The sequence below is a fragment of the Neorhizobium sp. BT27B genome (assembly GCF_050455485.1).
Taxonomy (GTDB): Bacteria; Pseudomonadota; Alphaproteobacteria; order Rhizobiales; family Rhizobiaceae; genus Neorhizobium.
Window position 1 is genome coordinate 123,403 of record NZ_JBCIYT010000008.1, and the last position, 24,216, is coordinate 147,618.

Consider the following 24,216-nt stretch of genomic DNA (forward strand, 5'->3'; position numbering starts at 1 on the left):
TGATCAGCGGCTCGAGCGCTTGCCGCCGGCAAGCAGGATGACCGCGATGATGATGAAGCCGGTGAGCATGAGGCGGATGCCAGCGCCGAAACCGTAAGTATTGAGCATGGACACCACCAGGAACATGAAGAGCGATGCGCCCCATATGCCCGGAATGTTGGAATTGCCTCCGGCAACCGCGGTTCCGCCGATCACCACCACGGCGATCGACATCAGCAGGTATTCCGAGCCCATGTTGAGCGCGGCGCCGCCGGAAAAACTGGCGAGCAGATAACCGCAGACGGAAGCCAGCACCGCACAGAGCATGTATGTGACAAGCCGCGTGCCATCGACGGGAATACCCGCCATGCGGGCGGCGAACCGGCTCTGGCCGATCGCCGAGATCCAGCGCCCATAGATGGATTTTTCCAGCATAACCCAGGCGATAACCGACAGAACCAGCGCCACAAGCGCGATGTTGGGAATGCCGAACAGGCCTGATGTCGTGAAGTTCGCGAGAGTTTCCGGCGGCTTGATGCGCAGGCCGCGATTGCTCCAGATCGCCACCGACTGGACGATGAAACTCATCGACAGCGTGGCGATGATCGGCGGAATGCGCAGGAGCTTGATCAGGATGTAATTGCCCAAGCCGATGACCAGGCCAACGCCGATCGAGGCCAGCAGACCGACGATGATCATCCCGTCCTGCACATCCATCAGTTTCAGTGCCAATGTGCCGGACAGCGTCATGGTGGCGGGGACCGAGAGGTCGATATTGCCCGGTCCGAGCGTGATGACGAACATCTGGCCGATGCCGACGATGACTGAAAAAGCCGCGAATGTCAGTGCTGCCTGTGACAGTCCGAAGGAACTGGCGCCACCGGTGAAAAGGACGGTGATGATCCAGACGGTGATGGTGGCGGCAAATGACCAGATCCACGGCTTCTCGGCGATGAATTTTTGTATCGTCATTGATGTTTCTCCCGCTTTTCCAGCCGGTTGAGGGCAAGGCGCAGTGCCAGCACGACGATCAGGATCGCGCCCTGCGCGCCGATCTGCCAATCCGGCGATATGCGCATGAAGGAGAGGAATGAGCCGGCAAGCGTCAGCGTCAGCGCGCCGATGACGGCGCCGATCGGCGAAACCTTGCCGCCGACGAATTCGCCACCGCCGAGAATGACGCCCGCAATCGACAGCAGTGTGTAGCGCAGAGCGATATTGGCATCGGCGGAGGTCGTGAGGCCGACCAGCGCGATGCCGGCGAGGATGGCGAACAGTCCGGCCAGCGCATAGGTGGCGGCGCGGATGCCGATCACCGACCAGCCGGCGCGTTCCACCGAGCGGTCATTGCCGCCGGTGCCGCGCATCAAGACGCCGAAGGACGAGCGCATGACGATGTAGTGGGTCACGGCGGCGATCAGGATGCTGGCGACGATGGCCATTGGCACGAGCGGCGGTTTGGCGGTCATGATCGCCCGCGCCCAGGAGGGGGCGGTACCGCCGGGCGAAGGCAGAATGAGGACGGCAAGGCCGCCCCAGACGAAACTCATGCCGAGCGTGACGACGATCGACGGCAGTTCGCGAACGTGGATGAGCACGCCCATGCCGGCATAGGCGGCGATTGCGCCGATGAAGATCAGCACGCCGAGAAGCGGCGAGGTCTGCAAAACGGTGGCTGCCACGCAGGCGCAAAAACTGACGAATGTGCCCATCGACAGATCAAGATCGTTGACTGACATGATCAGCATCTGCGCAATCGTTGCCAGTGCGATCGGCACCGCAAGATTGAACAGCAGGTTGAGGCCGGTATAGCTCATCGCCCGCGGCTGCATGTAAAAGACGGCGGCCAGAAGCAATGCCAGCGACGCGGCGGGAATGATCAGGCGGATCGTGCCGGAGGAAAGCTTCATGCCGCTTCTCCTTCACTGAAGGATGCGGCAAGTACATTCTTTTCGCTGATCTCATCACCAACCAGTTCGGCAACGATGGCGCCTTCGCGAAAGACGTAGACGCGGTCGCAAAGGCGGATTTCGTCCATTTCCGTCGAATACCAGATGAAGGTACGGCCCTTGGCAGCCTCGGAGCGGAGGATCTCGTAAACTTCTTGCTTGGTGCCGATATCGACGCCACGCATCGGGTCATCCATCAGCACCGTTGAGGCCGTGGTTGCCAGCGCGCGGGCAAACAGCACTTTTTGCTGGTTGCCGCCCGAAAGCGACAGGATGCGGTTTGTGATGTCAGGCGTGCGGATTTCGATGCGCTGTTTCCAGCCCGCGCCAAGCGCGTCTTCACGGGCGCGATCGACTATTTTTCGCGACGACAGCTGACTGAGCGAGGCGATCGACAGGTTTTTCAGAATGCTCCAGAGTGGAAACGTGCCGTTGAGGCTGCGATCGCCGGCAACAAAGGCGATGTCGCGTTTGCGCGTCGGCCACCAGTTGCTGTTGTGCTCCAGATAAAGATCCAGCAGCGCGTCGGTCTGGCCGTGGCCGCCAAGTCCGGCAAGGCCGATCATCTCGCCGCGATAGGCTTTGAAAGCGATGCCGTGTCCGCGAGGCGGCGGCATGGAAAGAACCGGAGAACCCGTCTGCTCGGTGGTCTTGCGCGAAAATTCCTGCTCGCGCACGACATTGCCCATGGCCTCGACAAGGCTGTGGGTGTTGAATTCCTTTGCTGCGCGATCGGCGACGACACGGCCGTCCTTCATCACCACGATGCGGTCTGATGTGGACAGGATTTCGCCGAGAATATGCGAGATCAGCAGGACAGAGCCGCCGTCGCCGATGAAGGTGCGGATATACGCCATCAGCTGGGCGGCAAGGCCGGCATCCAGCGAAGAGGTCGGTTCGTCGAGAATGACGAGTTTCGGCCGCTGGTTGAGGCCGGCAAAACTGATGGCGATTTCCACCATCTGCCGCTCGGCGATCGACAGGTCGTCCACGGTGCTATCGCAATCGATGGCGTGGCCGGGGAAGATTTTCTGTAGTTGTGCGACGACCAGTTCGCCGGCACGGGCGCGCCAGTTCCAGCCTTTCAGTTCCGCATGCATGATACGAACATTTTCATTGACGGTCAGGTTGGGGCAGAGGGACAATTCCTGAAACACGCAACGCACGCCATTGGTGCGGGCGGCGGAAATGCCGTGAACGGCTTGGCCGCCATAGGTCAGCGTACCGTCATGCGGTTCAAGCCCGCCATTGATGACATTAACGATGGTCGATTTGCCGGCGCCGTTATGGCCGACGAGCCCGACACATTCGCCGGAATGGATCACGAGGTCGGCGCCATCGAGCGCCTTTACGGCCCCGAAGGTGACCTTGATGGCACGCGCGGCCACCACCTCTTCGCGTTTCAAAGGGTCTGTCATGCGATCGCTATCGGTTGGTCTGTCGCAAGGCCGTGCCGGGGCGAGGGGCATCCACTTTCGCCCCGGCAGCTTGGAGATGGCGTTACTTGCCGGCGATGACCTTCTGGGCATCCTCGAGCGAATATTCGACATTCGCCACGCCACCCTTCTGGGTGTTCTTCAGGTTATCCTCCAGATTGTCCTGGTCGATCCGCAGGAAGGGCACGACGAGGTCCTTCTTGACCTCTTTGCCGTCCAGGATCTGCTGGGCGACCCAGAAGGCGAGCGTCGAGACGCCGGGCGCGATGGAGACCGACATGGTCTCGTAACCGTCCTTGTCCTTCTGGCTTTTCCACCACACGAGTTCATCCTCGCGGTTGCCCATGACGATGGTCGGGGTCGGGCGCTTGGCCGCGGCAAAGGCCTGTGCTGCGCCATATCCGTCGCCGCCCTGGGTAACGACGGCCGCCACTTCCGGCAGGCTCGGCAGAACACCGGCAACGGCACGCTGGGCAACGTCCTGCGCCCAATCGCCATTGACGGAACCGACCACCTTGAACTGCGGGTTCTTTTTCACGCCGGACTCGATGCCGGCATGGATCTCGTCATCGACGGAAACGCCGGCAAGGCCGCGAATCTCGAGAAGATTGCCGCCCTTGGGCAGTTTCTTGGCGAGATAATCGATCTGGCTTTCGCCCATCGCCTTGAAATCGACGGCGATGCGCCATGCGCAGGGCTCGGTCACGATGCCGTCGAAGGAAACGACGGTGATGCCGGCATCACAGGCTTCCTTGATGGCGCCATTGAGCGCCGTCGGAGAAGCGGCATTGATGACGATCGCATCATAACCCTGCAGGATCATGTTCTGGATCTGCGCCGCCTGTTCGGTCGCCTGGTTTTCTGCCGTGGTAAACGGATCGGCGGCAGCAATCACACCCTTGGAAACGGCTTCCTTGGTGATCTTGTCCCAGCTTGTCAGCATGGCCTGACGCCAGGAATTGCCGGCATAGTTGTTGGAAAGCGCGATTTTCTTGGACGACGTATCGGCGAAAGCGGTGCCGCCAAGGCAAGCAAAGGCGACGGATGCCGCCAGCATCATTCTGATGGTCATGATTTCCTCCCAAAAGCTCCCAAAAAATCTCCGGGCCGCTCCTCAACGGTTGTTCGGAGATAATCATTGCCCTGAGCCCCTCTTGCTCAGTAAATCGAGAATGGAGGAGAATTTTCACGTTGTATAGGCGCATACGAGCACCGCTTTTGCGGGAGCACGTCAATGATCTGCGGGTTCCCGCAGGACAAGCTGAAAAAGCTGGCGCTAAATGACGTTCAAGGACTCGGAGGAGGTCCAAACCATGATCGATCTCGGGCGCAATGCGCTGTTCGACCGTTATCTCGGCATTTCCAGGCTGTTGGCTGGGCAACTGGATTTCAATTCGATCATCCAGGCGGTGGCCGAGGAAATCCGGCATATCATTCCGCACGACCATCTCGATGTCTGCATCAAGATGGTCCACGGCAAATACCATATCGCCTATGAAAGCGGGCTCGAAACCGCCTGGAGCAGGCAGCCGCCGGCGCTCCTGAGCGGCAGCCCGATCCGCACCTTGCTGGCCGGCGAAGTGGATTTTCTTCTGGCGACCGATGCGTGCAGCGATCCGCGTTTTCACTTCGAAGGTGCCTTTTCCAGCCCGATCGTCGAGCTTTCGCTGCGCAGTCGGGTACATGTTCCCTTGAAGGCGCAAGGCGATGTCATCGGCGCGCTGAGCTGTTCGTCGCGACAGCGCGATCGGTACGATAGGGAGGATGTCGAAAAGGCGCGCGCGGTGGCGGATCTTCTGGCGCCCTATTTCTTCGCGCTGAGGGCCGCCGAACAGGCCAAGCTTTCGGCCGTGATCGAAACCGAGGCAAGAGCACGTGAAGAGGGGTTGCGGTTGGGGGCCTTGAAGCTGACCGAGGCGCTGGAGGCGGAGCGGCAACGCATCGGCATGGATCTGCACGACCAGACGCTGGCCGATCTGACACGCCTCACCCGCCGCATCGAGCGGCTGACCGGAAAAGGCACCATACACGGCGATACACTAGTGCCGTTCTGTCGCGCCTTGCAGCAATGTATGCATGATCTGCGTCAGATCATCGAGGAGGCCAAGCCCACGGTGCTTCAGCTATTCGGTGTGGCGGAGGCTATCGAAAATCATCTGGAGCGCTCGGTGCGCGAAAGCGGGCTGCCGGTACGCTGGCGGGTGATCGATCTGGCCGGCGAGGCGCTTGTCGATCTCGACCGAACCGTTGCGACTGCGCTGTTTCGCATCGTGCAGGAGGCGGTCAACAACGCCATCCGCCATGGACAGCCGAACACGGTAATCGTGACGTTGAGTGCCGACGAAGGCGCGATTTCCCTTGAAGTCAGTGATGACGGAGGCGGATTGGTAGCGCATCGCGATCTGCCAGGTCGGGGTATCGACAATATGAAGACGCGGGCCAGGCTGATCTCTGCGCGATTGGAGATGGCGGCACATCCGGGCGGGCAGGGAACGATGGTGAAGGTGACACTTCCGTTGAGGCATGCGCTGAAGACGGATGCGGCAGAATGAAGGTTCTCATCGTGGAGGACGATGCGTTGCATCGCTCCTATCTGAATGAAGCGGTGCGCACGGCGCTACCCGAATGCGATGCGGTGCTGGAGAGCGAAAACGGTCGGCTGGGCGAGATCGAGGCGCGAAAGCTGCGCGCTGAATTCATTGTGATGGACCTGCAGATGAGCGAGCGCAACGGCATAGAGGCCGCCCGCACCATCTGGCGGGAAAGACCGGATACAAAAATCCTGTTCTGGTCCAACTATTCTGATGAGGCCTATGTCCGCGGTGTTTCGCGTATCGTTCCGGAAGGCGCGACCTACGGGTATGTGCTGAAATCGACATCGGAAGAGCGCCTAAAACTGGCTTTGCGCAGCGTATTTCTGGAATCGCAATGCGTGATCGACCGCGAAGTGCGTGGCATCCAGCAGAAAGGCATGGGGTCAGGACACGGGCTGAGCGATGCCGAATACGAGATTCTTGTCGACGTTGCGCTGGGGCTGACCGACAAGACCATCGCAAGCCGAAAAAAGCTGTCGCTGCGTACCGTGCAGAACCGTCTACAGCAGCTCTATGAAAAACTCGAGGTCTATCAGGAGACTGGCGATGACGAGAGCCGTTACAATCTTCGCACGCGTGCGGTTGCTGTCGCATTGATGCGGCGCGTCCTCAATGCAAGTGCGGTGGAGCGCGCCGAACGCGACCTGCAGGACGATGCGGACTGATCGGAACAGATTGTCGAACCTCCACCGGTCAATAACACATATGTGCTAATGCAACGAACTGTCGTCATATGACATAAGATCACGCGACTTGCGGGTTCGCAATCTGGGGGGAGTGCAGATAGTGCCTAACAAACGTGTTGTCATCGGGGATGATCATCCCGTATTCCGGGGCGGTCTTTCGCAACTCATACGTCAGATTTATCCAGACGCAGAGATCGTAGAAGCGGGAACCTTTAACGATGTTTTGGAGGCATCGCGGCGTGGCGCACCACCGGTGCTGATCGTCATCGACCTTCTGTTTCCCGGACTGGATATCGAAACATCCCTGACCGCGATGCGACAGGAGTTTCCAAAGTCCTCGCTTGTCATTGTTTCCATGCTCAATGACCCACGGACGATCCAAACGCGCACTGCTGGTCGCAGACGCAGCAGGCCTACACGTTCTTTGCTGGAACGGACAAGCTTGATGCCGCACTCCTGCTGAAAACATGTTTCGGCTTTGAGCATGACGATCGTTTGCGTAGGAAAAGAGACGCTATTGAGCGAGAGCTCGCTGTCGGGCCGCTTGTCCATCGCTACAGCGATGTTTGCAAAGAAGAGGGGGATTTTGTCGCCTGCTGCTGTTGGCTGGTCGAAGCCTATGCATTTCTCGGGGAGGTCGATCGTGCCGAGGATATGCGCGTTCAGCTGCTTGAAAAACTCCGCAACAATTTCGGTATTCTCACCGAACAGATCGATCCCGCGACCGGGGAAGGGCTGGGCAACCTCGCGCAAGGCTTGAGCCACCTCGCTTTCCTTCACGCAATGTTCTCGCTTCAGGAAAACAGATGATGGATGTTCGAATTCTCGACGCGCGCTTGCCGGCCTGCCAGCTGGATGAAGGTGCTTATTGGGATGCGCCAACAGCCTCCCTGCACTGGGTGGATATCATCGGGCGCTCGGTCCATCGGTATTGGCCGGGCAATCTGGCGCACCAGACATGGGCCGTGTCTAAGGAGGTCAGCTCTGCCTAAGCATCAGGCCGGGTCGATGTTTGAGATCCGCGGCGTACGCGGGCGCCCGTACTACTTGATATACGCCGATGACGCGTCGGGATTGCAGAAGCCGTGGGGTGATATAATTGGCGGTTTGCGGCGCTCGAACCATGATGGCGCAATCGCATTCCGCGTCAAAAGGCCATCGCTCTTGTCCGTCAGATAAAGTTGTGCGCTGGTATTAGGGAACATCATTTGGTATTTGCCGAAGAGCGGCTCGATACGTCGCCACCCATAGCAGATCGGTGCCGAGACGCGCAGCACCCCATTGGGTCCGACGCGTCCCAAGCCGCTTTCCACCTTGGCGTCACGTGAACCATGGATCAAGAGGCGGGAGCAGCGTTCATAAATAGTCTGCCATCGTAGGTAAGCCGGCATTGACGGGTGGAACCGGTAAACAAACGGGCGCCGACAAAGCGCATTGGTGGCGCGGGTCACCCCCGCCGCTGAGATACTTGGCCGCCCTTGCGAAATTTCCGGTTTCGGCAGCGGTGATGAATAGCGACAGTTCATCCGTATCGGTTATGTTACGCTGCTGCCGTTGTCGTCTGCCAACGCATCTCTATTCCGCCGCCTGCTGCATGGTGTCCACATCCAGCAGATGGCCCGACCGCCTTGCCTTGGTGGCAAGGTAGTTGCGGTTTTCGGGCGTTACCACACCCATGACCGGTGTGCGGCGATGGACATTGAAACCGGCCGCTTCAAGCGCCTTAAGCTTACGCGGATTGTTGGTCAGCAACTCCACCGAACTGATACCGAGCGCCGTCAGCATGGCAATGGCGGCATCGTAGCGGCGACCATCTTCCTCGAAGCCGAGAACGGCGTCCGCGTCCACCGTGTCTAACCCCTGATGCTGGTATCCGTAGGCGCGCATTTTGGCGGCAATGCCTGTTCCGCGCCCTTCCTGATCAAGATACAGCAATATTCCGCCGCCGCGCTGTTCCAGGAGCAGCAGCCCTTCACGCAACTGGTCACCGCAGTCGCATTTCAGCGAACCGAAGAGATCGCCGGTCAGGCAGGATGAATGGATTCTGACGGGCACAGGACGCGCGACGTCGGGCTTGCCGACGATGATCGCCACCTGGTCGCGCTGTGCCACCCCTCCACGAAATACGACGAATTCCGCATTCTCTATACCTTTCAGGGGTACGCGGGTTCGTGCCACGATGGCAAAATCCGCTTCCGCTGCCGGCGTATGGTCAAACGCATCGGCGGCGAGGCGCGCACAACCCTCGAAGCGTTGATCTCCGGATTTTACCGCAAAACAGATGAAAGCCGGCAGAAGCAATGCGGCGCGTGCCAGTCGCTCAAGCGTCACACTTTCACCGGACGCCGGTTGCCATGCCGGCAGATGGTCCGCACCCCGGCCATAGGCAAGTTCGGTCAGCCCCTCATAGGCAAGACCATCCATGGCGAAGAACACGCCGGACGGGGCATTGATGTCCAGCACCGACGAACGGGCGCGCGTGACGAACAGCAACTGCTTGCCCCGTGCTACCACGGCGAAACGATCGACTGTTTCCGGCGTTGCCGTATCGAGCGCCAGCACGGCCTGGTCGCGGCCCTCAGCTTCGATCAAGACCGGTCGGCCATAGCGCAATTCGGAGATCGCCCTTTCGCAGGCGATATGCCAACGATCAATGGCGGAAAAGAAACTAGCGGGCGCTGGCTGAAACATGGTGTCTCCTTCGGATCACATTCCGGCGCGCGGATTTTGATAAAGTCGCGCTGCACGGGTGATGCTCCAGACGTAGGGCAAGCTTGCCGGAATCCGAGGCCCGAATGAGGCGAGATGGAGAAATATTGAATTTCACAAGCGAACATCACGCACATGTTAAAACGCCGTGATTTCCGATATTTAATTAGCTTGCCCCGGAACAGGACGACCATGGCGCGGCCTTTCCTTGCTGACATACCGAGTTTCAAAATATCCGCGTGAGCCCGGCTTGTTAAACCATGCCCCGCGCCTAGTTGGCATAACGAATGCGACTTATCGAAAGCATGGATATGGACTTGCAAAACCGCCAGCCGACCCCTGACGCAGTCGCTACCAGCGACGCCGGTGCGCGGCTTTACTCGGATGGGAGCAGTCATGCGCTCGAAGCGATATCCTCTACCGGTCTTCCGGTCGCATGGCGTCGATTTGTCGTCCTTACCCTCAATCTGGTCACGCTGCTGGCGATTGGTAGCGTGGTGTTCCGCATTCTCTCGCCCGGCGGCATCGATGTGCCTGAAGCCCTGATGCTGGGCGGCTTTCTGATCGCCACGCCATGGACGGTGCTGGGGTTCTGGAACGCCGTCATCGGACTGGTTCTCCTGCATGGACCAGGGGACCCGGCGCGCAGCGTCTATTCTTTCTACCGCCAGGGAAAAGGCACGCAGCCACGCAGCCTGTCGTCGCAGACGGCGTTGACGGTGTTTCTGCGAAACGAGGACCCTTATCCGGTTTTCGCGCGTCTGGACGCCATGACGCGAAGCCTGCGTTCGACTGGCCTAGACCGACATTTCCGTTTTTTTGTTCTGAGCGACACCTCCGATCCATGCGTGGCGATTGCCGAGGAAACTGCATTCGCACGGTTCTCGGCCGAGATGGCGGAACAGGGCGGCAAAGTGCCGGTCTACCGCCGACGCATGGTCAATGCGGGTTTCAAGGCGGGCAATATCCGCGAATTTATTCATGAATACGGTAAGGACTACGACTTCTTCCTACCGCTTGATTCCGATAGCGTCATGTCAGGTGATGTGATCACGCGTCTTGCTGCTGCCATGGAAGCGCGCAGCGAAATCGGCCTGATGCAGACACTTGTCGTAGGCGTGCCGGCCACCAGCGGATTTGCGCGCATGTTCCAGTTCGGCATGCGGCACGGCATGCGCTCGTTCACCATGGGCTCGGCATGGTGGACGGCCGATTGCGGCGCGTATTGGGGCCATAACGCCATGATCCGGACGTCGGCGTTTCTGGCGCATTGCGACTTGCCGGTTCTTCCCGGCGCGCCACCGCTTGGCGGGCACATCCTCAGCCACGACCAGCTGGAAGCGGCCTTCATGCGGCGCGGCGGCTATGAGGTGCGGGTTCTTCCTATCGAGACGCGCAGTTTCGAGGCCAATCCTCCCACCCTGCCGGATTTTGCAAAGCGCGATCTGCGCTGGTGCCAGGGCAATATGCAGTACTGGCGTTTTCTGTTCGAGCCAGGTCTCAAGCCGGTCAGCCGTTTTCAGGTTCTGCAGGCAATCCTCATGTATCTCGCTCCACCGGCCTGGATCATCGCGACATTCGCAGCGGCTTGGAAAGCCGTTTCATCCGGCTTTGACAGCAGCTACATGCAGCTCGGCTTCTGGCTATTCATCTCCATCTTCCTGCTTTCCATCGCGCCGAAGCTTGCCGGCATGTTAGACGTGCTTCTGACGCGCGGTGCCGTGAGGAGTTATGGCGGCGGGCTGAGGCTCGGCCTTTCAGCCGTCATCGAAGTATTGGCATCGATGCTGATTGCACCGATTATGGCCGTTTACGTCTCGATTTTCCTGGTCGGCCTCCTGCTCGGCCGTTCGGTCACCTGGAGCGGCCAGAACCGCGACCGGCTTGGCATTTCCTTTTTGTCCGCCACAAAAGCCATGGGCGTTCAGACGATAATCGGCTTCACGCTTGCCACGATCATTTATCTCGGGGCGGGAGGCGAAACGTTACTTTGGGCCATGCCGGTGGTGGCCGGCCTGTGCCTGTCCATCCCGTTCACCGTGTTCACCGCCTCGGCCGCCTTCGGCAGATGGTCGGCCCGGTCCGGCATTTTCGCCATTCCTGAGGAAGGGCATCTGCCGCGCGTGCTGAGCAGGCTTGTGCCCGATGGCGCCCGGCGCTGGCGCCGTCCCGCGCGTGACGGTCGCGAAACCGATATGCAGCTTCCCGAACAGGCGCAAACGGATGGCGGCACATGACTCCAGCGCAAGCTCTCTGGCTGAAAGGCAAGGAACGCGCCGAGTTTCGCGAAGAAGAACTCCCGCCCCTTGGCGAAGGTGAGGTGCGGATAAGGAGCCGGTTCGGCGCGATCAGTCGCGGCACTGAGGCGTTGGTCTTCCGTGGTGCCGTGCCGCAAAGCGAATACGCTACGATGCGGGCGCCACTGCAGCACGGGGATTTCCCGTTCCCGGTCAAATACGGTTATGCCGTCGTGGGCACGATCGTTTCCGGGCCGGAGGCACGTCTCGGCGAAACGGTATTCTGCCTGCATCCGCATCAGGACGTTTTCGATGCGCCGGGGCAGATGGCCATTTCCCTGCCCGCATCCGTTCCGCCCGCAAGGGCGATGCTGGCCGCCAACATGGAAACGGCCGTGAACGGCATATGGGATGCCGGCATTCTGCCCGGCGACAGAGTTGCGGTCGTGGGCGGCGGATTGGTCGGACTGCTGGCCGCCTATCTCGCTGCCGGCATTCCCGGCACCGAGGTGACCGTCGTCGACGTCAATGACGACCGCCGGCGCCTTGCCGAAATATTCGGCTGCGGTTTCATCAAAGCCGTCGAGGCGCAATCTAGCCCCGGCGATCGCGATGTCGTCATCCACACCTCGGCCAGTGGCGCCGGCCTTGCAACAGCGATCTCGCTTGCCGGGTTCGAGGCGCGGATCGTTGAAATGTCCTGGTATGGCGAACGCATGTCGGACGTGCCGCTCGGCGGCCGCTTTCATAGCCAGCGTCTGTCGATTATCTGCTCGCAGGTGGGTCATGTTCCCCCCAACCGCCGCAGCCGCTGGCCGCTCTCGCGCCGCATGGCAAAGGCGCTCGAACTGCTTGCCGACAACCGGCTGGATACCCTCATCTCCGGGGAAACGGCATTTTACGATCTCGATCGGGACTATGCGTCGATCCTCGCCAACCCCAGCACGCTTTGCCACCGCATCCGTTATTGACGAACCGAAGGAAACAGCATGTTTGCAGTTGAAGTCCGTGACCACATGATGATTGCCCATAGCCTGGCCCGTCCGGTCTTCGGTCCGGCGCAGGGCATGCATGGCGCAACCTTTGTGGTCGATGCCGCCTTCATGACGGAAGATCTCGACGAGGACGGGCTGGGCGTCGATATCGGTCTGGCGACGACGATCCTGAAGGAAACGCTGTCGCCGCTGAACTACCAGAACCTCGATGAACTCGATGTCTTTCGCGGCAAGGTGACGACGACCGAGGTGCTTGCCAAGCACGTTTTCGACCAGTTGCGGGACGCCATCCAGGCGGGCAGGCTCGGGGCGAGCGGCATGCGGATCAAGCGCCTGAAGATCACCTTGCATGAAAGCCACGTGGCGCGCGCCTGGTACGAGGCGGCGATTTGAGCGGGACAGGAAACAATCGCCATCTCGTCTTCGCGATTCCCGGAGATCTCGACACGTTGAGCGGCGGTTACGGCTATGATCGCCGGATGATGTACGAACTGCGATTACTCGGCTGGACCATCGACCATCTGCAACTGCCTGCCGGTTTTCCCGATCCGAGCGACGCGGAGCTTGCGGAAACGGCGCTCCGGTTGGCGGCAGTGCCGCAACATGCGCTCGTCGTCGTGGATGGCCTGGCCTTCGGCGCGATGCCGCAGATCGCGCTTGCCGAGCGCCAAAGGCTGCGCTTGGTCGCCCTCGTCCACCACCCATTGGCGCTAGAGACCGGCATTTCCGCGGAAACCGCAGTGAAACTGAGGAAAAGCGAGAGGACGTCGCTTGGTGCAACGCGCGGCGTTGTCGTCACCAGTCCGGCAACGGCACGAACACTGGTCGCGGAGTTCGGTGTTGGCGTCGAGCGTATCCATGTTGCCGTGCCGGGAACAGAAAGGGCGCCGCCGGCGCGCGGCAGCGGCGACGACGCGTTGCAGATCCTGTCGGTCGGTTCGCTGACGCCGCGCAAGGATCACGCCACGCTGGTATCGGCATTCGGCCGTATTGCCGACAGGCCTTGGCGATGCCGGATCGTTGGCAGTGACAGGATGGATAGCACCTGCGCGCATGACCTGCGGCAGCAGATCGTCGAGGCAGGTTTGGCCGACCGGATCACCGTCACCGGTGAGATCGCGGATGTCGCCGCCGAATACGACCGCGCCGACATTTTTGCGCTTGCGAGCCGATATGAGGGTTTTGGCATGGCATTCGCGGAGGCGATGGTGCGTGGCCTGCCGATCGTCGGCTGCCGTGGCGGCGCCATTCCCGATGTCGTGGACGAAAGCGCGGGTATTCTGGTCGCGCCGGGCGACGTGTCCGGATTTGCTGATGCTCTGGCGGGCCTGATCGACGCGCCATATAGGAGACGGGATTTTGCCGACGGATCTCTTGCGGCTGGACACTGCTTGCCCGACTGGCCGATGACGGCTGCGACGCTGTCGGATTTTCTGAAGGATATTGGATGAGCGGATTTGAAACACGCTGGCTCGACCTGCGAGAACCGGCGGACCATGCCGCGCGCGACGCCGGACTCTTGCAAAACGCGACCGCATATGCCGATGCCGGCGGCAATGCGGTTACCGTCGTCGATCTCGGCTGCGGCACCGGCTCGACACTGCGGGCCTTCTTGCCGGCCGCGACACGATGGCAATGGCAGTTGGTGGACAATGATCCCCTGCTTCTGGCCGAAGCCGCAAGCAGGAACCACAACGGCATGACGCTTGACTGCGTACAGACCGATCTCGGCGAACCATCACCGGAGCTTTTCAAACGGGCACGACTGGTGACGGCATCCGCACTTCTCGATCTGGTCTCGTCGACGTTTCTGCACATGCTGGTATCCTCGCTGGATAAGCGGGACTGCGGTTTCTACACGGCGCTGAACTTTGACGGACGGTGCATATGGGATCACGCCCACGTGGCGGATGCCCGCATCGTCAACGCCTTCAACATGCACCAGAGGCGGGACAAGGGGTTCGGGCCGGCACTCGGGCCCGTGGCGGAAGGCGTGTTGCGCGATATCCTTCGGACAAACGGCTTTCGTGTTTTGACTGGCAAAAGTCCTTGGCGGCTTGGCGCCGGCGAGGTGGAACTGCAGCGGCAGTTCATCATCGGCATGGCGACAGCCGCTGCCGAAACGGGGCTGGTGGATCATGCCGTGGTGGAAGACTGGCGCAACTATCGGCTCGATCATGCCGACAGCAATTGCGAGATCGGCCACTGGGACATGCTCGCCCTGCGATGACCGCTTCTGCCGGCCGAAGCGATATGAGAGCCTATTCCGCAGCAACGCCGCTGGCCGCGACCGCGTTTAACCCGGGCGTCGCGCCGGCTCGGAAATCGCAATCGAAAAGGATGTCGCTTCCCAGATTATAGGTGGTGACGCGCGGGCGCAGTGCCTGCGACAATGCCTTGATCGGCGGCAGGCTCAATCCCGGCAGCCCGGATCCGACAATGATCGGTGAAATGCACACATGCAGGCGGTCCAGCAATCCGTGACAGAGGAAATGTTCGATCGTCGTCGCTCCACCTTCGATCAGGATACTGGTGAGGTCCCGTGCCACGAGGGATGCCAGAATATCCGCAGGCTCCAGCAAACCGGCGGCATTGCGTGACAGCGTGATCGTCTCGACATCGTGCCTCGGGGCGATATCGTCCGCTTGGACGATGATGGTCCGCGACTGGTCATTGAGCAATTTCAGGCCGAGCGGGATGCGCCCGTTGGGATCGATGGCGACGCGGACCGGGTTTGGCCCGCTGACATTGCGCACGGTCAGCCTCGGATCGTCCGCCAGGACGCAGCCGACACCGACCACGACGGCATCGACAAGCGCCCGGATTCGATGGAGATGGTTGAAGCCATCGCGCCCGGACAGGTCACGGGCATCGCCATCCAGTGTTGCGACACGGCCGTCAAGCGACTGACCGACCTGTGCGATGACCATTGGCCGGCCGGTCCTTCGCGCCAGCGGGCGATAGAGTTCACCAGCAGCGACATCCGCAAATGCCGGCCATTGCGACGGCTTTCCGTCCCGTTCATCCAGCAGAGCCGACCAGGTTTGATCGCAAAGACGCGTAACATTCATGATCATGCTCCGTAAAAACCTGCCGATTGTTTGGCAACCTGCCTTGCCTGCAAAGCTATATGAAGCAGCAGCGAAATCTCTCAAGCAAACAGGCGAGGTTTTGTTCGGGCTCACGCTTTGTTGTTCCGGCAACAATCGGAAGTCGTATCGTGACGACCTCTGCTGAGGCTGACAAACGTGTTTTCGTGCAATCGACATTCACCGCATCCACGTGCACGGGATTACTGCTTCAGCGCCCATGTCGGCGATGAGGTTTCGCAGAGCAATTGAATCTTAGGCTTTGTCAGCGAGTACACGGTTTGGCGAAAGCTCGTCGAGAAGCGCCGGTGCAAGCGGCGCATCACCAACTTGGCGTGGTGTGAGGACCAGCTTCAATGGTCGGCCAAGAGCATCCACTGCCATATGGATCTTGGTCGTTGGGCCTCCACTTGGAACGCCCCAGAGCCTGTCTCTTTTTCTTGGGTCATTAATCAACAGCCTTATTTTGGCGTATAATGTTGGAGTGGCATCCTAGGTGTTTGGTCCCGGAAGATCTCCACGAAGGCTCTAACAAGCGACTGCGTCAAAATGGCGAGGCGTGGTTAGCTGCCTTCGGTTAACTCGACGGTCGAAATGGCGGAAGAAGGCGGGATTGACACCGTTGCAAGGCTCGACCAATCGCGACCTGCAGACGTGCCTCCATTGACTGATGGTCATCCATTGAGCTTGTCCGGCGATTCCTGTCGATGGCTGTCCCGCGAACGACATTGATGTTGGACGTTCAGACCTTGCCTTTAGCGACTAATTCGCGGGTTCGCTTGAGTGTCGAGAGAAGGGCAGCTTTGTAGCCTTGATCACTGTCGAACTGTGCCTGGTCGCGCTCCTCCTCCGGACCGTTGGGTTCCTTGCCGTGTAGGCCGAGATAGCAGTAGAAGCGCAATTGCAGCGCACCTGTCGCGTCCTCGAAGAGTTCGTTGACGATCGCCCCTTCGCGTGGCCCGGTTGCCTGAAAGAATGTTACTTTCCTTTCGGTTTCCAGCGAGATGATCTCGCGTAGATCGGCCCCGGCAATAGTCGCCTCGCGGACGAAGTGTGTGGCGCTTTCTTCTACCACGTCGCATCGGGTACACAGACCCGGCGGCAGGAATAGCCGAGCGTCGCGAGCCTTGAGTTCAAGCCCTGCCCAGGCTTGGGCGCGGGTCAGAGGAAACTCGCCCTCGGGATTTACGGAAACGGTGGCGGTCGAATAGATCATGATGTGATTCCTTGTCTCGAAAATTTGGATGATAAGAGCTTATGCGGACTTTGAGATGCCGACGGCGAAATCCCTGTAGGAGCGCAATCGGCGGCCGAGAAGATTGGTAAGGCGCTCGACGTCTCCGTCCTCAGGGCGCATGCCGTCGCTGATGAAGCGCTCGCTCATTAGGCGCATGTCATATGCCATCCAGCTCGGCATGAAGGTACGCAGGTTCTGTTCGAAAGCTTCGACGTCGCCGCCGCCGTAGGAGATCTCACGACCGAGAACCTCGGACCAGATGGCAGCTATATCTTCGCCAGTCAGGGTATCGGGACCAACGAGGTTGAGTCGCGTAGTGGGCAGCGGATCGATCGCTTGTTCGCGGCGCAGCAGTTCAAGCGCGGCAATTTCGCCGATATCGGCGCTGTCGATCATTGCGAGGCCCCGTGAACCGATCGGCATGGGGTAGACGCCGTAGCCCGAGATGACGTCCTTGATGGTGATGTCGTTCTGGATGAAATAAGCAGGACGCAGAATGGTAGCGTCGAAGCCCATCTGTTCGATCATGCGCTCCACACCAAACTTGCCGGCGAAGTGCGGCACGTTCACGTAAACGTCGCTGTGGATCACCGACAGATAGACGACGCGCTTGATTCCTGCCTCGCGGGCCACGTTGAGCACGATCAGCGCCTGCGTGAACTCGTCGGCGACAACGCCGTTGAGCAGGAACAGTGTCGAGACGTCGGACATTGCGTTGCGAAGTGCGTCAACGTCCAGAAGATCGCCTTGGGCAACGGTAACGCTTTCCGGAAAATTCGCCTTCGCGGGATCGCGGACAAGGGCGCGGACATCGGCGTTGCGGGCAACGAGCTGATGGATGACGTGCCGGCCGATATTGCCCGTTGCGCCTGTAACTAGAATGGTCATTGAGGTTCTCCGTGTTTTGTTTGTGTCTTGAAGACACCCCGAATATGAGTGGTTCACTTTCGATCCAATAGATTGTAAATATAGACCTTGCGTCTCACAGGTGGAACGCTATGGACCTTCTTTCACTTTCCGACTTTGTCCTTGTCGCGAGACACGGGGGATTCGGCAGAGCCGCTCGGGCCGCAGGACGGCCTAAAGCGACGCTGTCCCGACGCGTGGCTGAATTGGAGGCCAGCCTCGGTCTGCGCTTGTTCGAGCGCGGGTCACGGATGTTGAAACTCACCGAAGAAGGCAGGGCTCTCCACGAGCGGACCGGTGCCCTGCTGACGGAGATCGACGAGACTGCCGCCGCCATCGCTTCCGGCGGGAGCACGCCTCGGGGACGACTCCGGATTAGCGCTCCATTGCTGTTCTCTCAGACCGCCATGGGCAAGATCGCCGCCGGGTTCGCCTTGAAGTATCCCGAAGTGAGATTGGAAATCACGAACGAAGACCGGGCTGTCGACATGATCGAGGAAGCTTATGATCTCGTTATCCGCGTAAATCCCGCCCCAGACGCATCCCTAGTCGGCCGCGCCTTTCTCCATGATCGGCTGGTGGTTGTGGCCAGCCCCGATTTTTCCAGTCCGGTTGGGGACGTCGCAGTACCCGGCGTAGTAAGAGGGGCCGGCAGTCAGCAGGTCTGGAACGTCTCAGGAGCGAAAGGCTCCGAAACGATCAGGGTCGATCCCGTCCTCGCCTTGTCGTCACTTATCATGGTTCGGGATGCCGTGCGCGCCGGGGTCGGCGTCGCACGACTTCCTATCTCTTTGGTAAGCAACGATCTGGCCGACGGAAGTTTGCGGCATTTGGGTGATGTCGAGGGGGCAGGAATCGCCCTATGGGCTCTTTACCCGTCCCGGCGACTACTCAGCGCACGAGTGTCGGCTTTCCTCGAGTTCCTGAAACACGCCTTCCCGAACGGGACACCCGATGAATTGGCGGCATACATCGGTAAGTAGCCGGCCTATGACGCCAATGGCTTGCATCCATAGAGCAATGACGTGGGCTTCTAAGAGCGCATTCTCTCGCCCGTCATAAGCGTGTCTGGTGTACCCGAACACTTCAAGTCCACACCATTTCGAATGTCTTTTAGACTTGCTGTAGCCCGCCGTCGACGCACAGCTCAGCACCCGCGATGTAGCTGGCATCATCGCTTAGCAGGAACAAGGCGGCAGCAGCCACTTCTGAAGGCCGCGCCATGCGGCCCATCGGGATCGGGGCGACAATAGCCGCGCGAGTGTCCTCCGCGACAGAAGCCATCATTTCCGTATCCGTTGGGCCGGGTGCGACGACGTTGACCCTGATGCCTTTGGGCGCGAGTTCTGCCGTCCAGGCTCTGGCATAGGCCCGAACGGCCGCCTTGGTGGCGCCGTAAGTTCCGTAGCCCGGATATCCCGCGTTTCCGGCAATAGACCCGACGAGGACGACCGAGCTGCCTTCTGCCATTGCGGGTAGGGCTGCCTGGAGGCCGAACACCATCCCTCTGACGTTGACGTCGAAGTGACGATCGAAGTGCTCCGGCGTGATCTCGGCGATCTGCGAGGGCTCGGAGAGACCGGCATTCAAAACAAGCGCGTCAATGCGACCGTGTGCTTCACGCACTTTCTCAACCGCAACTACCATATCCTGCGGAGAGCTCGCGTCCGCGGTGATGCCGGTCGCACCATTGCCAATGCCTTCGGCCGCCTTCTCGACATCCTCGCTTCTACGGCTGGTGATGAAGACTTTCGACCCTTCGGCAGAAAGCCGCTCTGCAATTGCCAAGCCGATACCCTTGGCGCCACCGACAACCAGCGCAACCTTGTTATCCATTCGAGCCATCGTAAATCCTTTCACTGAATGATCTCGGGATGATATACGATGGATATCTGATATCAATTACGCACCTGGAATAGCCTAGATATGGACGACTATACCGACCTGGAAGCCCTCTCTCACCGCGCGCTTTGCGACATGCCGCTGGTTCGTCCGGTGCTCGACAAGATCGCCGACAAATGGACGATCCTGATACTGACGGTAATCTGCCCCAAACCCTCGCGCTTCAATGAAATCAAACGGCGTCTTGATGGGATCACGCATAAGGCTCTGTCCGATGCCCTGAAGAGACTTGAGCGTAACGGTCTTGTCACGAGAACGGTGCTACCGACGCAGCCGATCGGCGTGGAATACGCAATCACTCCATTGGGCCATTCTCTGCGCGAGCCGTTTGAAGCACTGTGCGCATGGGCTCAGGCCAACGGCGACAGGGTCGAGGCAGCCACGCGTTACTATGACAAAACGTTGAATCGCCGTTGATGAGTCTTCAATGTCGGCTTTTGGCGCGAGGCTGTTGAGTTTCAGCAAGTTTTAAGCCAATTTTCTATCTCGTACTGAGCCATTTATGAGTGTCAAGATGCTGATCGACCGAGGTTTTCTTAGTAGGAGCGGATCGCTTGGAAACGCAAGAGCGGATCAGATCCTGACGAAAACCAACAGACATGTTTCACGAACCACCTGGGTGACCGGTTCATATCTCTTCAAGACCATACCTATCACACTATCACCAGCAGGTTTGCACACGCGCCTCATTCGTCTTGCGCTATATTGCTAAGCGGAGAACTCGTCCCGTCTGAAAATCCCCGGTAGCGCAAATGGCTTCTGTTCAGATGCGCACGCATCGCTTCCCGGGCCTTCTCCGAGTTGCCTGTGCTGATTGCTTCGCAGATCGCCCGATGTTCCATAACTGTGTTTTGGACGTAGTCACCAGTGATCAGCGCCGGATTCAACTCTTTCGAGAACGCCGGCTGCGGCAAAATCTGCAGGCTCATGAGGCTGAAAAATTCGATGAAGGCGCCGTTGTTGGTCGCTTCCGCGATTGAACGGTGGAAAACGAAATCGAGGTGATCGAGGGCGGCATCGTCATCCAGCGATGCCTCGAACTGACGTGCTGCATTCCAGATGTTGGATTCCTGCGCCCAAGAACGCCGCACGGCCGCCAGCCCTGCGGCATGCACCTCGAAGGCCATGCGCAGTTCAAGCAGATCCATGAACGATGTTTTCAGACGAGACAGGGGAGCAAGTGCGACATCCGCATCGAATGTACCGGGATCGTCCGTTTCCGCGCGTGGCGGCTCCAGCACGAATACGCCGACGCCATGGCGTGCCTCGACGATGCCATCCGACCGCAGGGCCGATACTGCCTCGCGAATAACCGTTCTGCTGACGCCAAACTGCTGCGACAGCTGGCTGAGCGACCCGAGCTTGAAGCCCTTTGCAAGCTGGCTGTCGCTGATGTGGGTCTTTAATGCCCGTATGGTGCGGCCAGTCAATGTATCCAAAAGTCACCCGTATCGTCACGCGCGGTCGGTGCGTATGTTTGTCAAATCACCTTAAGGTAGCACGACTTGGCGCAGTGATGCTACCTCCCAATTGACAATTCCCTTTAAAGAGTGCGCACTCCTGAATTTTGTTTGGGTTTTCCGTCTGAATTGCAGCGGCTAATCCGTTTTTCTCAAAAAATATAATTTTGGCTGTCCGCTGCCTGCGGGCGTTATTCCGGTGGTGATACCACAAAATAATTCATTTTAAACAATATTTTAGGCAGTGTCTCATCGAGTTATCACCAAAGAGATACCATCACTAGAATGGATATTGACAAGAGGTAGTATTTCAATAATCTCGGGGCATAAGAAGTGAACAAACGACCAGCCTGAGAAAATTGGATGGCGATTTGTTCCGGGAACGTGGTTCGCACCCAGGGTGCGTTCAGTGAAATCAGATGGAAAGCTGCTATGAGTGTCGTCGCCGCACGTCTCTCCGAGCGGGGCATCGCATTGCCTTCAATTGCCCCGGCTTCAGGAAACTACATCTCCCATAGGCTCGTCGGAAGCCTTTTGTTCGTATCGGGCCAGATCCCCAGGATTGATGGTGTCGAGCATTATGTCGGTGTCGTCGGACAGGAGATCTCGCCTGAGGACGGCTACAAGGCCGCCCGCCTTTGCGCGCTTAACATTGTTGCGCGGGTGAGGGCGGCGTTGGATGGAGATCTTGATCGTGTCGTCGCCTGCGTCCAACTGCGCGGTTTCGTCAATGCACCTGCGGATTTCAAAGGTCATCCGGCTGTGATCGATGGCGCCTCCGATCTTCTGGTGGAGGTTTTTGGCGGCAAGGGCCGCCATGTGCGCACGGCACTCGGCGCCGGATCGTTGCCGCGCGGATCGTCGGTCGAGGTCGATGCCATTTTCGAAGTCGCACCAAAAGCCTGACAACAAAAAAGGGGAACTGGCCATGAACGGGACCAGCATGTCGGAAAAAGCCATCGCCATGAGCGGCGTCAACAAGTGGTACGGCCACCTGCAGGTGCTGAAGGGCATCGACCTTGAGGTCGGTCGCGGCGAACATATCGTCCTTTGCGGTCCATCCGGTTCGGGCAAGTCCACCCTCATTCGCTGCATCAATCATCTTGAGGAAATCCAGGAGGGCAGTATCGCCGTCAATGGTACCACGCTCAGCCAGAAGGGCAGCAATGCGGATCACATCCGTCGCGATGTCGGCATGGTTTTCCAGCAGTTCAATCTTTTCCCGCATTTGACGGTGCTGCAGAACTGCATGCTGGCGCAACGCCGCGTGCGCAAGGCGTCCGCAGCCGAGGCGAAGGAAAAGGCAATGCGTCATCTGGATCGGGTGCACATTGCCGAGCAGGCCGAAAAATACCCCGCCCAGCTCTCCGGCGGTCAGCAGCAGCGCGTGGCGATCGCCAGGGCGCTCTGCATGGATCCGCAGATCATGCTGTTCGACGAGCCGACATCGGCGCTCGATCCGGAAATGGTCAAGGAAGTGCTCGACACGATGATCTCGCTGGCCGATGACGGCATCACGATGATCTGCGTGACGCATGAAATGGGCTTCGCCCGCGCGGTGGCGCATCGCGTCATCTTCATGGATCGCGGCGAAATCATCGAAAGCGCCAAGCCGGACGTGTTCTTCAGCAATCCTGCCCATGAGCGCACCAAGACTTTCCTTGGCCAGATTCTCAATCATTGAGGCGCGGCTGATGAATTATACATTCGATTTCACCCCCGTCCTTGCCGCATGGCCATCGCTTCTCGACGGCATCATCGGCACGCTGAGAATGTCGTCCCTGTCGATGGTCTTCGGCCTCAGCCTCGGCATCGTCTTCATGATGATGCGGATGAGCAAGAACAAGGCGCTGCGGGCCATCGCCATCGGTTATATCGAGCTGATCCGCAACACGCCGATCCTCGTGCAGGTCTTCTTCGTTTTCTTCGGCATGCCGGCACTTGGCATCCGGCTGAGCGGCGAACAGGCAGCGATCCTAGCCATGACGCTCAACTGTGCGGCCTATGCGGCGGAGATCGTGCGCGGCGGCGTCCAGTCGATACGACCAGGACAGTTCGAGGCGGGCAGGGCGCTCGGCATGCATGCGATCGATATCTACCGGTTCATCGTGTTCCGGCCGGCGATCAGGGCGGTCTATCCGGCTTTGTGCAGCCAGTTCATTCTGATGATGCTGAATTCCAGCCTGATGTCGTCGGTCTCTGCCGAGGAACTGACCTATTTCGCCCAGACGCTGGATTCCCAGACCTTCCGCAGCTTCGAGATCTATCTCACGCTCGGCGTCATCTACCTGGCAATGTCGCAGTTCTTCTCAATCGCTCTCGGCATGATCGGCCGGGTCTATTTCTCCTATCCGGCAAAGTGAGGCACTGCGATGATCCGTCAGTTTGGTTCCGGAGAATTCCTCTTTCTGCTTGAAGGCGCGCGCTGGACCGTTGTGCTTTCGCTTCTCGCCTTCTTTTTCGGCGGCATGCTTGGACTTGCCGTTGCACTCGGCCGCACCGGCAAATGGAAATGGCTGCGCATCCTGACCGCCACCTATATCCAGATCTTTCAGGGCACGCCGCTGCTGGTGCAACTGTTCTTCGTCTATTTCGGCCTGCCTCTCCTCGGTTTCAAGGTGGATGTCTGGGTGGCGCTGACAATCGGCTTGTCGCTTCACACCAGCGCGTTTCTGGGTGAAATCTGGCGCGGCAGCATCCAGGCGGTGCCAAATGGCCAAAGCGAGGCGGCCCGCGCACTGGGCATTGGATACATGCACCGGATGGTGGATGTCGTCCTGCCACAAGCGTTTCGCATCGGCCTTCCAGCGACGATCAGCTTCCTCGTCAACCTGATCAAGGGCACGGCGCTGGCCGCGTTGCTCGGGATGACGGAGCTGACCCGATCCGGTCAGCTGATGGCAAACATCACGTTTCAGCCGCTGCAGGTCTACGGGGCGGTCGCACTGATCTACTTCATCATCTGCATACCCCTGACCTATTGCAGTGCACGCATCGAGCGGCGCCTCAACGCCGCGCGATAAAACAAGAACGCATG

At 59.3% G+C, this 24,216-nt stretch carries 26 protein-coding genes; 14 read left to right on the top strand and 12 right to left on the bottom strand.

Annotated elements, in window-relative coordinates; all coding sequences use genetic code 11:
* Positions 1–3: 3 nt before the first annotated feature.
* From AAIH70_RS21155 to AAIH70_RS21170, 4 genes are all read right to left on the bottom strand, one after another.
* On the bottom strand, positions 4–951 hold the full coding sequence (locus AAIH70_RS21155) for an ABC transporter permease (protein WP_430035420.1): 948 nt from the start codon (positions 949–951) through the stop codon (positions 4–6).
* Positions 948–1,889 (bottom strand): ABC transporter permease, encoded by a 942-nt coding sequence (locus AAIH70_RS21160; RefSeq protein WP_430035423.1) that lies wholly within the window; start codon positions 1,887–1,889, stop codon positions 948–950. The genes AAIH70_RS21155 and AAIH70_RS21160 overlap by 4 nt, the downstream gene beginning before the upstream one ends.
* On the bottom strand, positions 1,886–3,346 hold the full coding sequence (locus AAIH70_RS21165; protein WP_430035425.1) for a sugar ABC transporter ATP-binding protein: 1,461 nt from the start codon (positions 3,344–3,346) through the stop codon (positions 1,886–1,888). Before AAIH70_RS21165 ends, AAIH70_RS21160 begins: the two co-directional genes overlap by 4 nt.
* A gap of 82 nt (positions 3,347–3,428) precedes the next feature.
* Positions 3,429–4,436, bottom strand: coding sequence for an ABC transporter substrate-binding protein (locus AAIH70_RS21170; RefSeq protein ID WP_430035427.1), 1,008 nt, complete (start codon positions 4,434–4,436; stop codon positions 3,429–3,431).
* Positions 4,437–4,677: 241 nt separating this feature from the next.
* Here AAIH70_RS21170 and AAIH70_RS21175 point away from each other — a divergent pair, with 241 nt between their 5' ends.
* A complete protein-coding gene (locus AAIH70_RS21175) occupies positions 4,678–5,916 on the top strand; it encodes a GAF domain-containing sensor histidine kinase (RefSeq protein WP_430035429.1) in 1,239 nt (412 codons plus the stop codon).
* Positions 5,913–6,623 carry a response regulator transcription factor gene (locus AAIH70_RS21180; protein WP_132277722.1) on the top strand — a complete coding sequence of 237 codons (711 nt, stop codon included), beginning with the start codon at positions 5,913–5,915 and terminating at the stop codon, positions 6,621–6,623. The genes AAIH70_RS21175 and AAIH70_RS21180 overlap by 4 nt, the downstream gene beginning before the upstream one ends.
* A 198-nt stretch (positions 6,624–6,821) precedes the next feature.
* Here the strand turns inward: AAIH70_RS21180 and AAIH70_RS21185 are convergent, their stop codons facing one another.
* Positions 6,822–7,424 (bottom strand): hypothetical protein, encoded by a 603-nt coding sequence (locus AAIH70_RS21185; RefSeq protein ID WP_430035431.1) that lies wholly within the window; start codon positions 7,422–7,424, stop codon positions 6,822–6,824.
* 26 nt (positions 7,425–7,450) lie between these two features.
* Between AAIH70_RS21185 and AAIH70_RS21190 the strand changes: the two genes are divergently transcribed.
* Positions 7,451–7,636, top strand: a complete 186-nt coding sequence (locus AAIH70_RS21190; RefSeq protein ID WP_132277724.1) for an SMP-30/gluconolactonase/LRE family protein — start codon at positions 7,451–7,453, stop codon at positions 7,634–7,636.
* 583 nt (positions 7,637–8,219) lie between these two features.
* On the opposite strand, the gene ribA is transcribed toward AAIH70_RS21190, so the two are convergent.
* The gene (gene ribA / locus AAIH70_RS21195; RefSeq protein WP_430035434.1) at positions 8,220–9,335 is read right to left on the bottom strand and encodes a GTP cyclohydrolase II RibA; all 1,116 of its coding nucleotides are present in this window, start codon (positions 9,333–9,335) and stop codon (positions 8,220–8,222) included.
* A 305-nt stretch (positions 9,336–9,640) separates the two neighbouring features.
* Between ribA and mdoH the strand changes: the two genes are divergently transcribed.
* Genes mdoH through AAIH70_RS21220 form a run of 5 tightly spaced genes read left to right on the top strand, consistent with a single transcriptional unit; the run spans position 9,641 to position 14,815 of the window.
* Positions 9,641–11,590 (top strand): glucans biosynthesis glucosyltransferase MdoH, encoded by a 1,950-nt coding sequence (mdoH, locus tag AAIH70_RS21200; RefSeq protein ID WP_430035436.1) that lies wholly within the window; start codon positions 9,641–9,643, stop codon positions 11,588–11,590.
* Positions 11,587–12,561, top strand: coding sequence for a zinc-dependent alcohol dehydrogenase (locus AAIH70_RS21205; RefSeq protein WP_132277730.1), 975 nt, complete (start codon positions 11,587–11,589; stop codon positions 12,559–12,561). The genes mdoH and AAIH70_RS21205 overlap by 4 nt, the downstream gene beginning before the upstream one ends.
* 18 nt (positions 12,562–12,579) lie before the next feature.
* Complete coding sequence (locus AAIH70_RS21210) at positions 12,580–12,978, top strand: 6-pyruvoyl trahydropterin synthase family protein (protein ID WP_430035438.1); 399 nt, start codon at positions 12,580–12,582, stop codon at positions 12,976–12,978.
* Entirely contained in the window at positions 12,975–14,036 is a 1,062-nt protein-coding gene (locus AAIH70_RS21215) for a glycosyltransferase family 4 protein (RefSeq protein ID WP_430035440.1), read from the top strand. The genes AAIH70_RS21210 and AAIH70_RS21215 overlap by 4 nt, the downstream gene beginning before the upstream one ends.
* Positions 14,033–14,815, top strand: coding sequence for a class I SAM-dependent methyltransferase (locus AAIH70_RS21220; RefSeq protein WP_132277734.1), 783 nt, complete (start codon positions 14,033–14,035; stop codon positions 14,813–14,815). Before AAIH70_RS21215 ends, AAIH70_RS21220 begins: the two co-directional genes overlap by 4 nt.
* Before the next feature lie 31 nt (positions 14,816–14,846).
* On the opposite strand, the gene AAIH70_RS21225 is transcribed toward AAIH70_RS21220, so the two are convergent.
* The 4 genes from AAIH70_RS21225 to AAIH70_RS21240 all read right to left on the bottom strand — a co-directional run bounded on the left by AAIH70_RS21225 (position 14,847) and on the right by AAIH70_RS21240 (position 17,799).
* Positions 14,847–15,656: a RibD family protein gene (locus AAIH70_RS21225; protein WP_430035442.1), complete on the bottom strand. Its 810-nt coding sequence runs from the start codon at positions 15,654–15,656 to the stop codon at positions 14,847–14,849.
* 273 nt (positions 15,657–15,929) lie between these two features.
* The gene (locus AAIH70_RS21230; protein ID WP_430035444.1) at positions 15,930–16,130 is read right to left on the bottom strand and encodes a transposase; all 201 of its coding nucleotides are present in this window, start codon (positions 16,128–16,130) and stop codon (positions 15,930–15,932) included.
* Between the two features lie 286 nt (positions 16,131–16,416).
* Positions 16,417–16,890, bottom strand: a complete 474-nt coding sequence (locus tag AAIH70_RS21235) for an AtaL-like protein (protein WP_132277740.1) — start codon at positions 16,888–16,890, stop codon at positions 16,417–16,419.
* A 39-nt stretch (positions 16,891–16,929) separates the two neighbouring features.
* The gene (locus AAIH70_RS21240) at positions 16,930–17,799 is read right to left on the bottom strand and encodes an SDR family oxidoreductase (RefSeq protein WP_430035446.1); all 870 of its coding nucleotides are present in this window, start codon (positions 17,797–17,799) and stop codon (positions 16,930–16,932) included.
* A 110-nt stretch (positions 17,800–17,909) separates the two neighbouring features.
* On the opposite strand from AAIH70_RS21240, the gene AAIH70_RS21245 reads away from it, so the two are divergent.
* Entirely contained in the window at positions 17,910–18,800 is an 891-nt protein-coding gene (locus AAIH70_RS21245) for a LysR family transcriptional regulator (protein ID WP_430035448.1), read from the top strand.
* A gap of 130 nt (positions 18,801–18,930) precedes the next feature.
* Here AAIH70_RS21245 and AAIH70_RS21250 read toward each other — a convergent pair whose 3' ends face one another.
* Entirely contained in the window at positions 18,931–19,662 is a 732-nt protein-coding gene (locus tag AAIH70_RS21250) for an SDR family NAD(P)-dependent oxidoreductase (protein WP_132277746.1), read from the bottom strand.
* An 81-nt stretch (positions 19,663–19,743) separates the two neighbouring features.
* Here AAIH70_RS21250 and AAIH70_RS21255 point away from each other — a divergent pair, with 81 nt between their 5' ends.
* Complete coding sequence (locus AAIH70_RS21255; RefSeq protein ID WP_132277748.1) at positions 19,744–20,136, top strand: winged helix-turn-helix transcriptional regulator; 393 nt, start codon at positions 19,744–19,746, stop codon at positions 20,134–20,136.
* Positions 20,137–20,405: 269 nt separating this feature from the next.
* Here AAIH70_RS21255 and AAIH70_RS21260 read toward each other — a convergent pair whose 3' ends face one another.
* On the bottom strand, positions 20,406–21,158 hold the full coding sequence (locus AAIH70_RS21260) for an FCD domain-containing protein (RefSeq protein ID WP_132277776.1): 753 nt from the start codon (positions 21,156–21,158) through the stop codon (positions 20,406–20,408).
* A gap of 453 nt (positions 21,159–21,611) precedes the next feature.
* On the opposite strand from AAIH70_RS21260, the gene AAIH70_RS21265 reads away from it, so the two are divergent.
* The 4 genes from AAIH70_RS21265 to AAIH70_RS21280 are packed head-to-tail and all read left to right on the top strand — an operon-like array spanning position 21,612 to position 24,202.
* Entirely contained in the window at positions 21,612–22,085 is a 474-nt protein-coding gene (locus tag AAIH70_RS21265) for a RidA family protein (protein ID WP_430035451.1), read from the top strand.
* Between the two features lie 22 nt (positions 22,086–22,107).
* Positions 22,108–22,863 carry an amino acid ABC transporter ATP-binding protein gene (locus AAIH70_RS21270; protein ID WP_245519275.1) on the top strand — a complete coding sequence of 252 codons (756 nt, stop codon included), beginning with the start codon at positions 22,108–22,110 and terminating at the stop codon, positions 22,861–22,863.
* 10 nt (positions 22,864–22,873) lie between these two features.
* On the top strand, positions 22,874–23,542 hold the full coding sequence (locus tag AAIH70_RS21275) for an amino acid ABC transporter permease (protein ID WP_132277780.1): 669 nt from the start codon (positions 22,874–22,876) through the stop codon (positions 23,540–23,542).
* A gap of 9 nt (positions 23,543–23,551) precedes the next feature.
* On the top strand, positions 23,552–24,202 hold the full coding sequence (locus AAIH70_RS21280) for an amino acid ABC transporter permease (protein ID WP_430035453.1): 651 nt from the start codon (positions 23,552–23,554) through the stop codon (positions 24,200–24,202).
* The last annotated feature ends 14 nt before the right edge of the window (positions 24,203–24,216 follow it).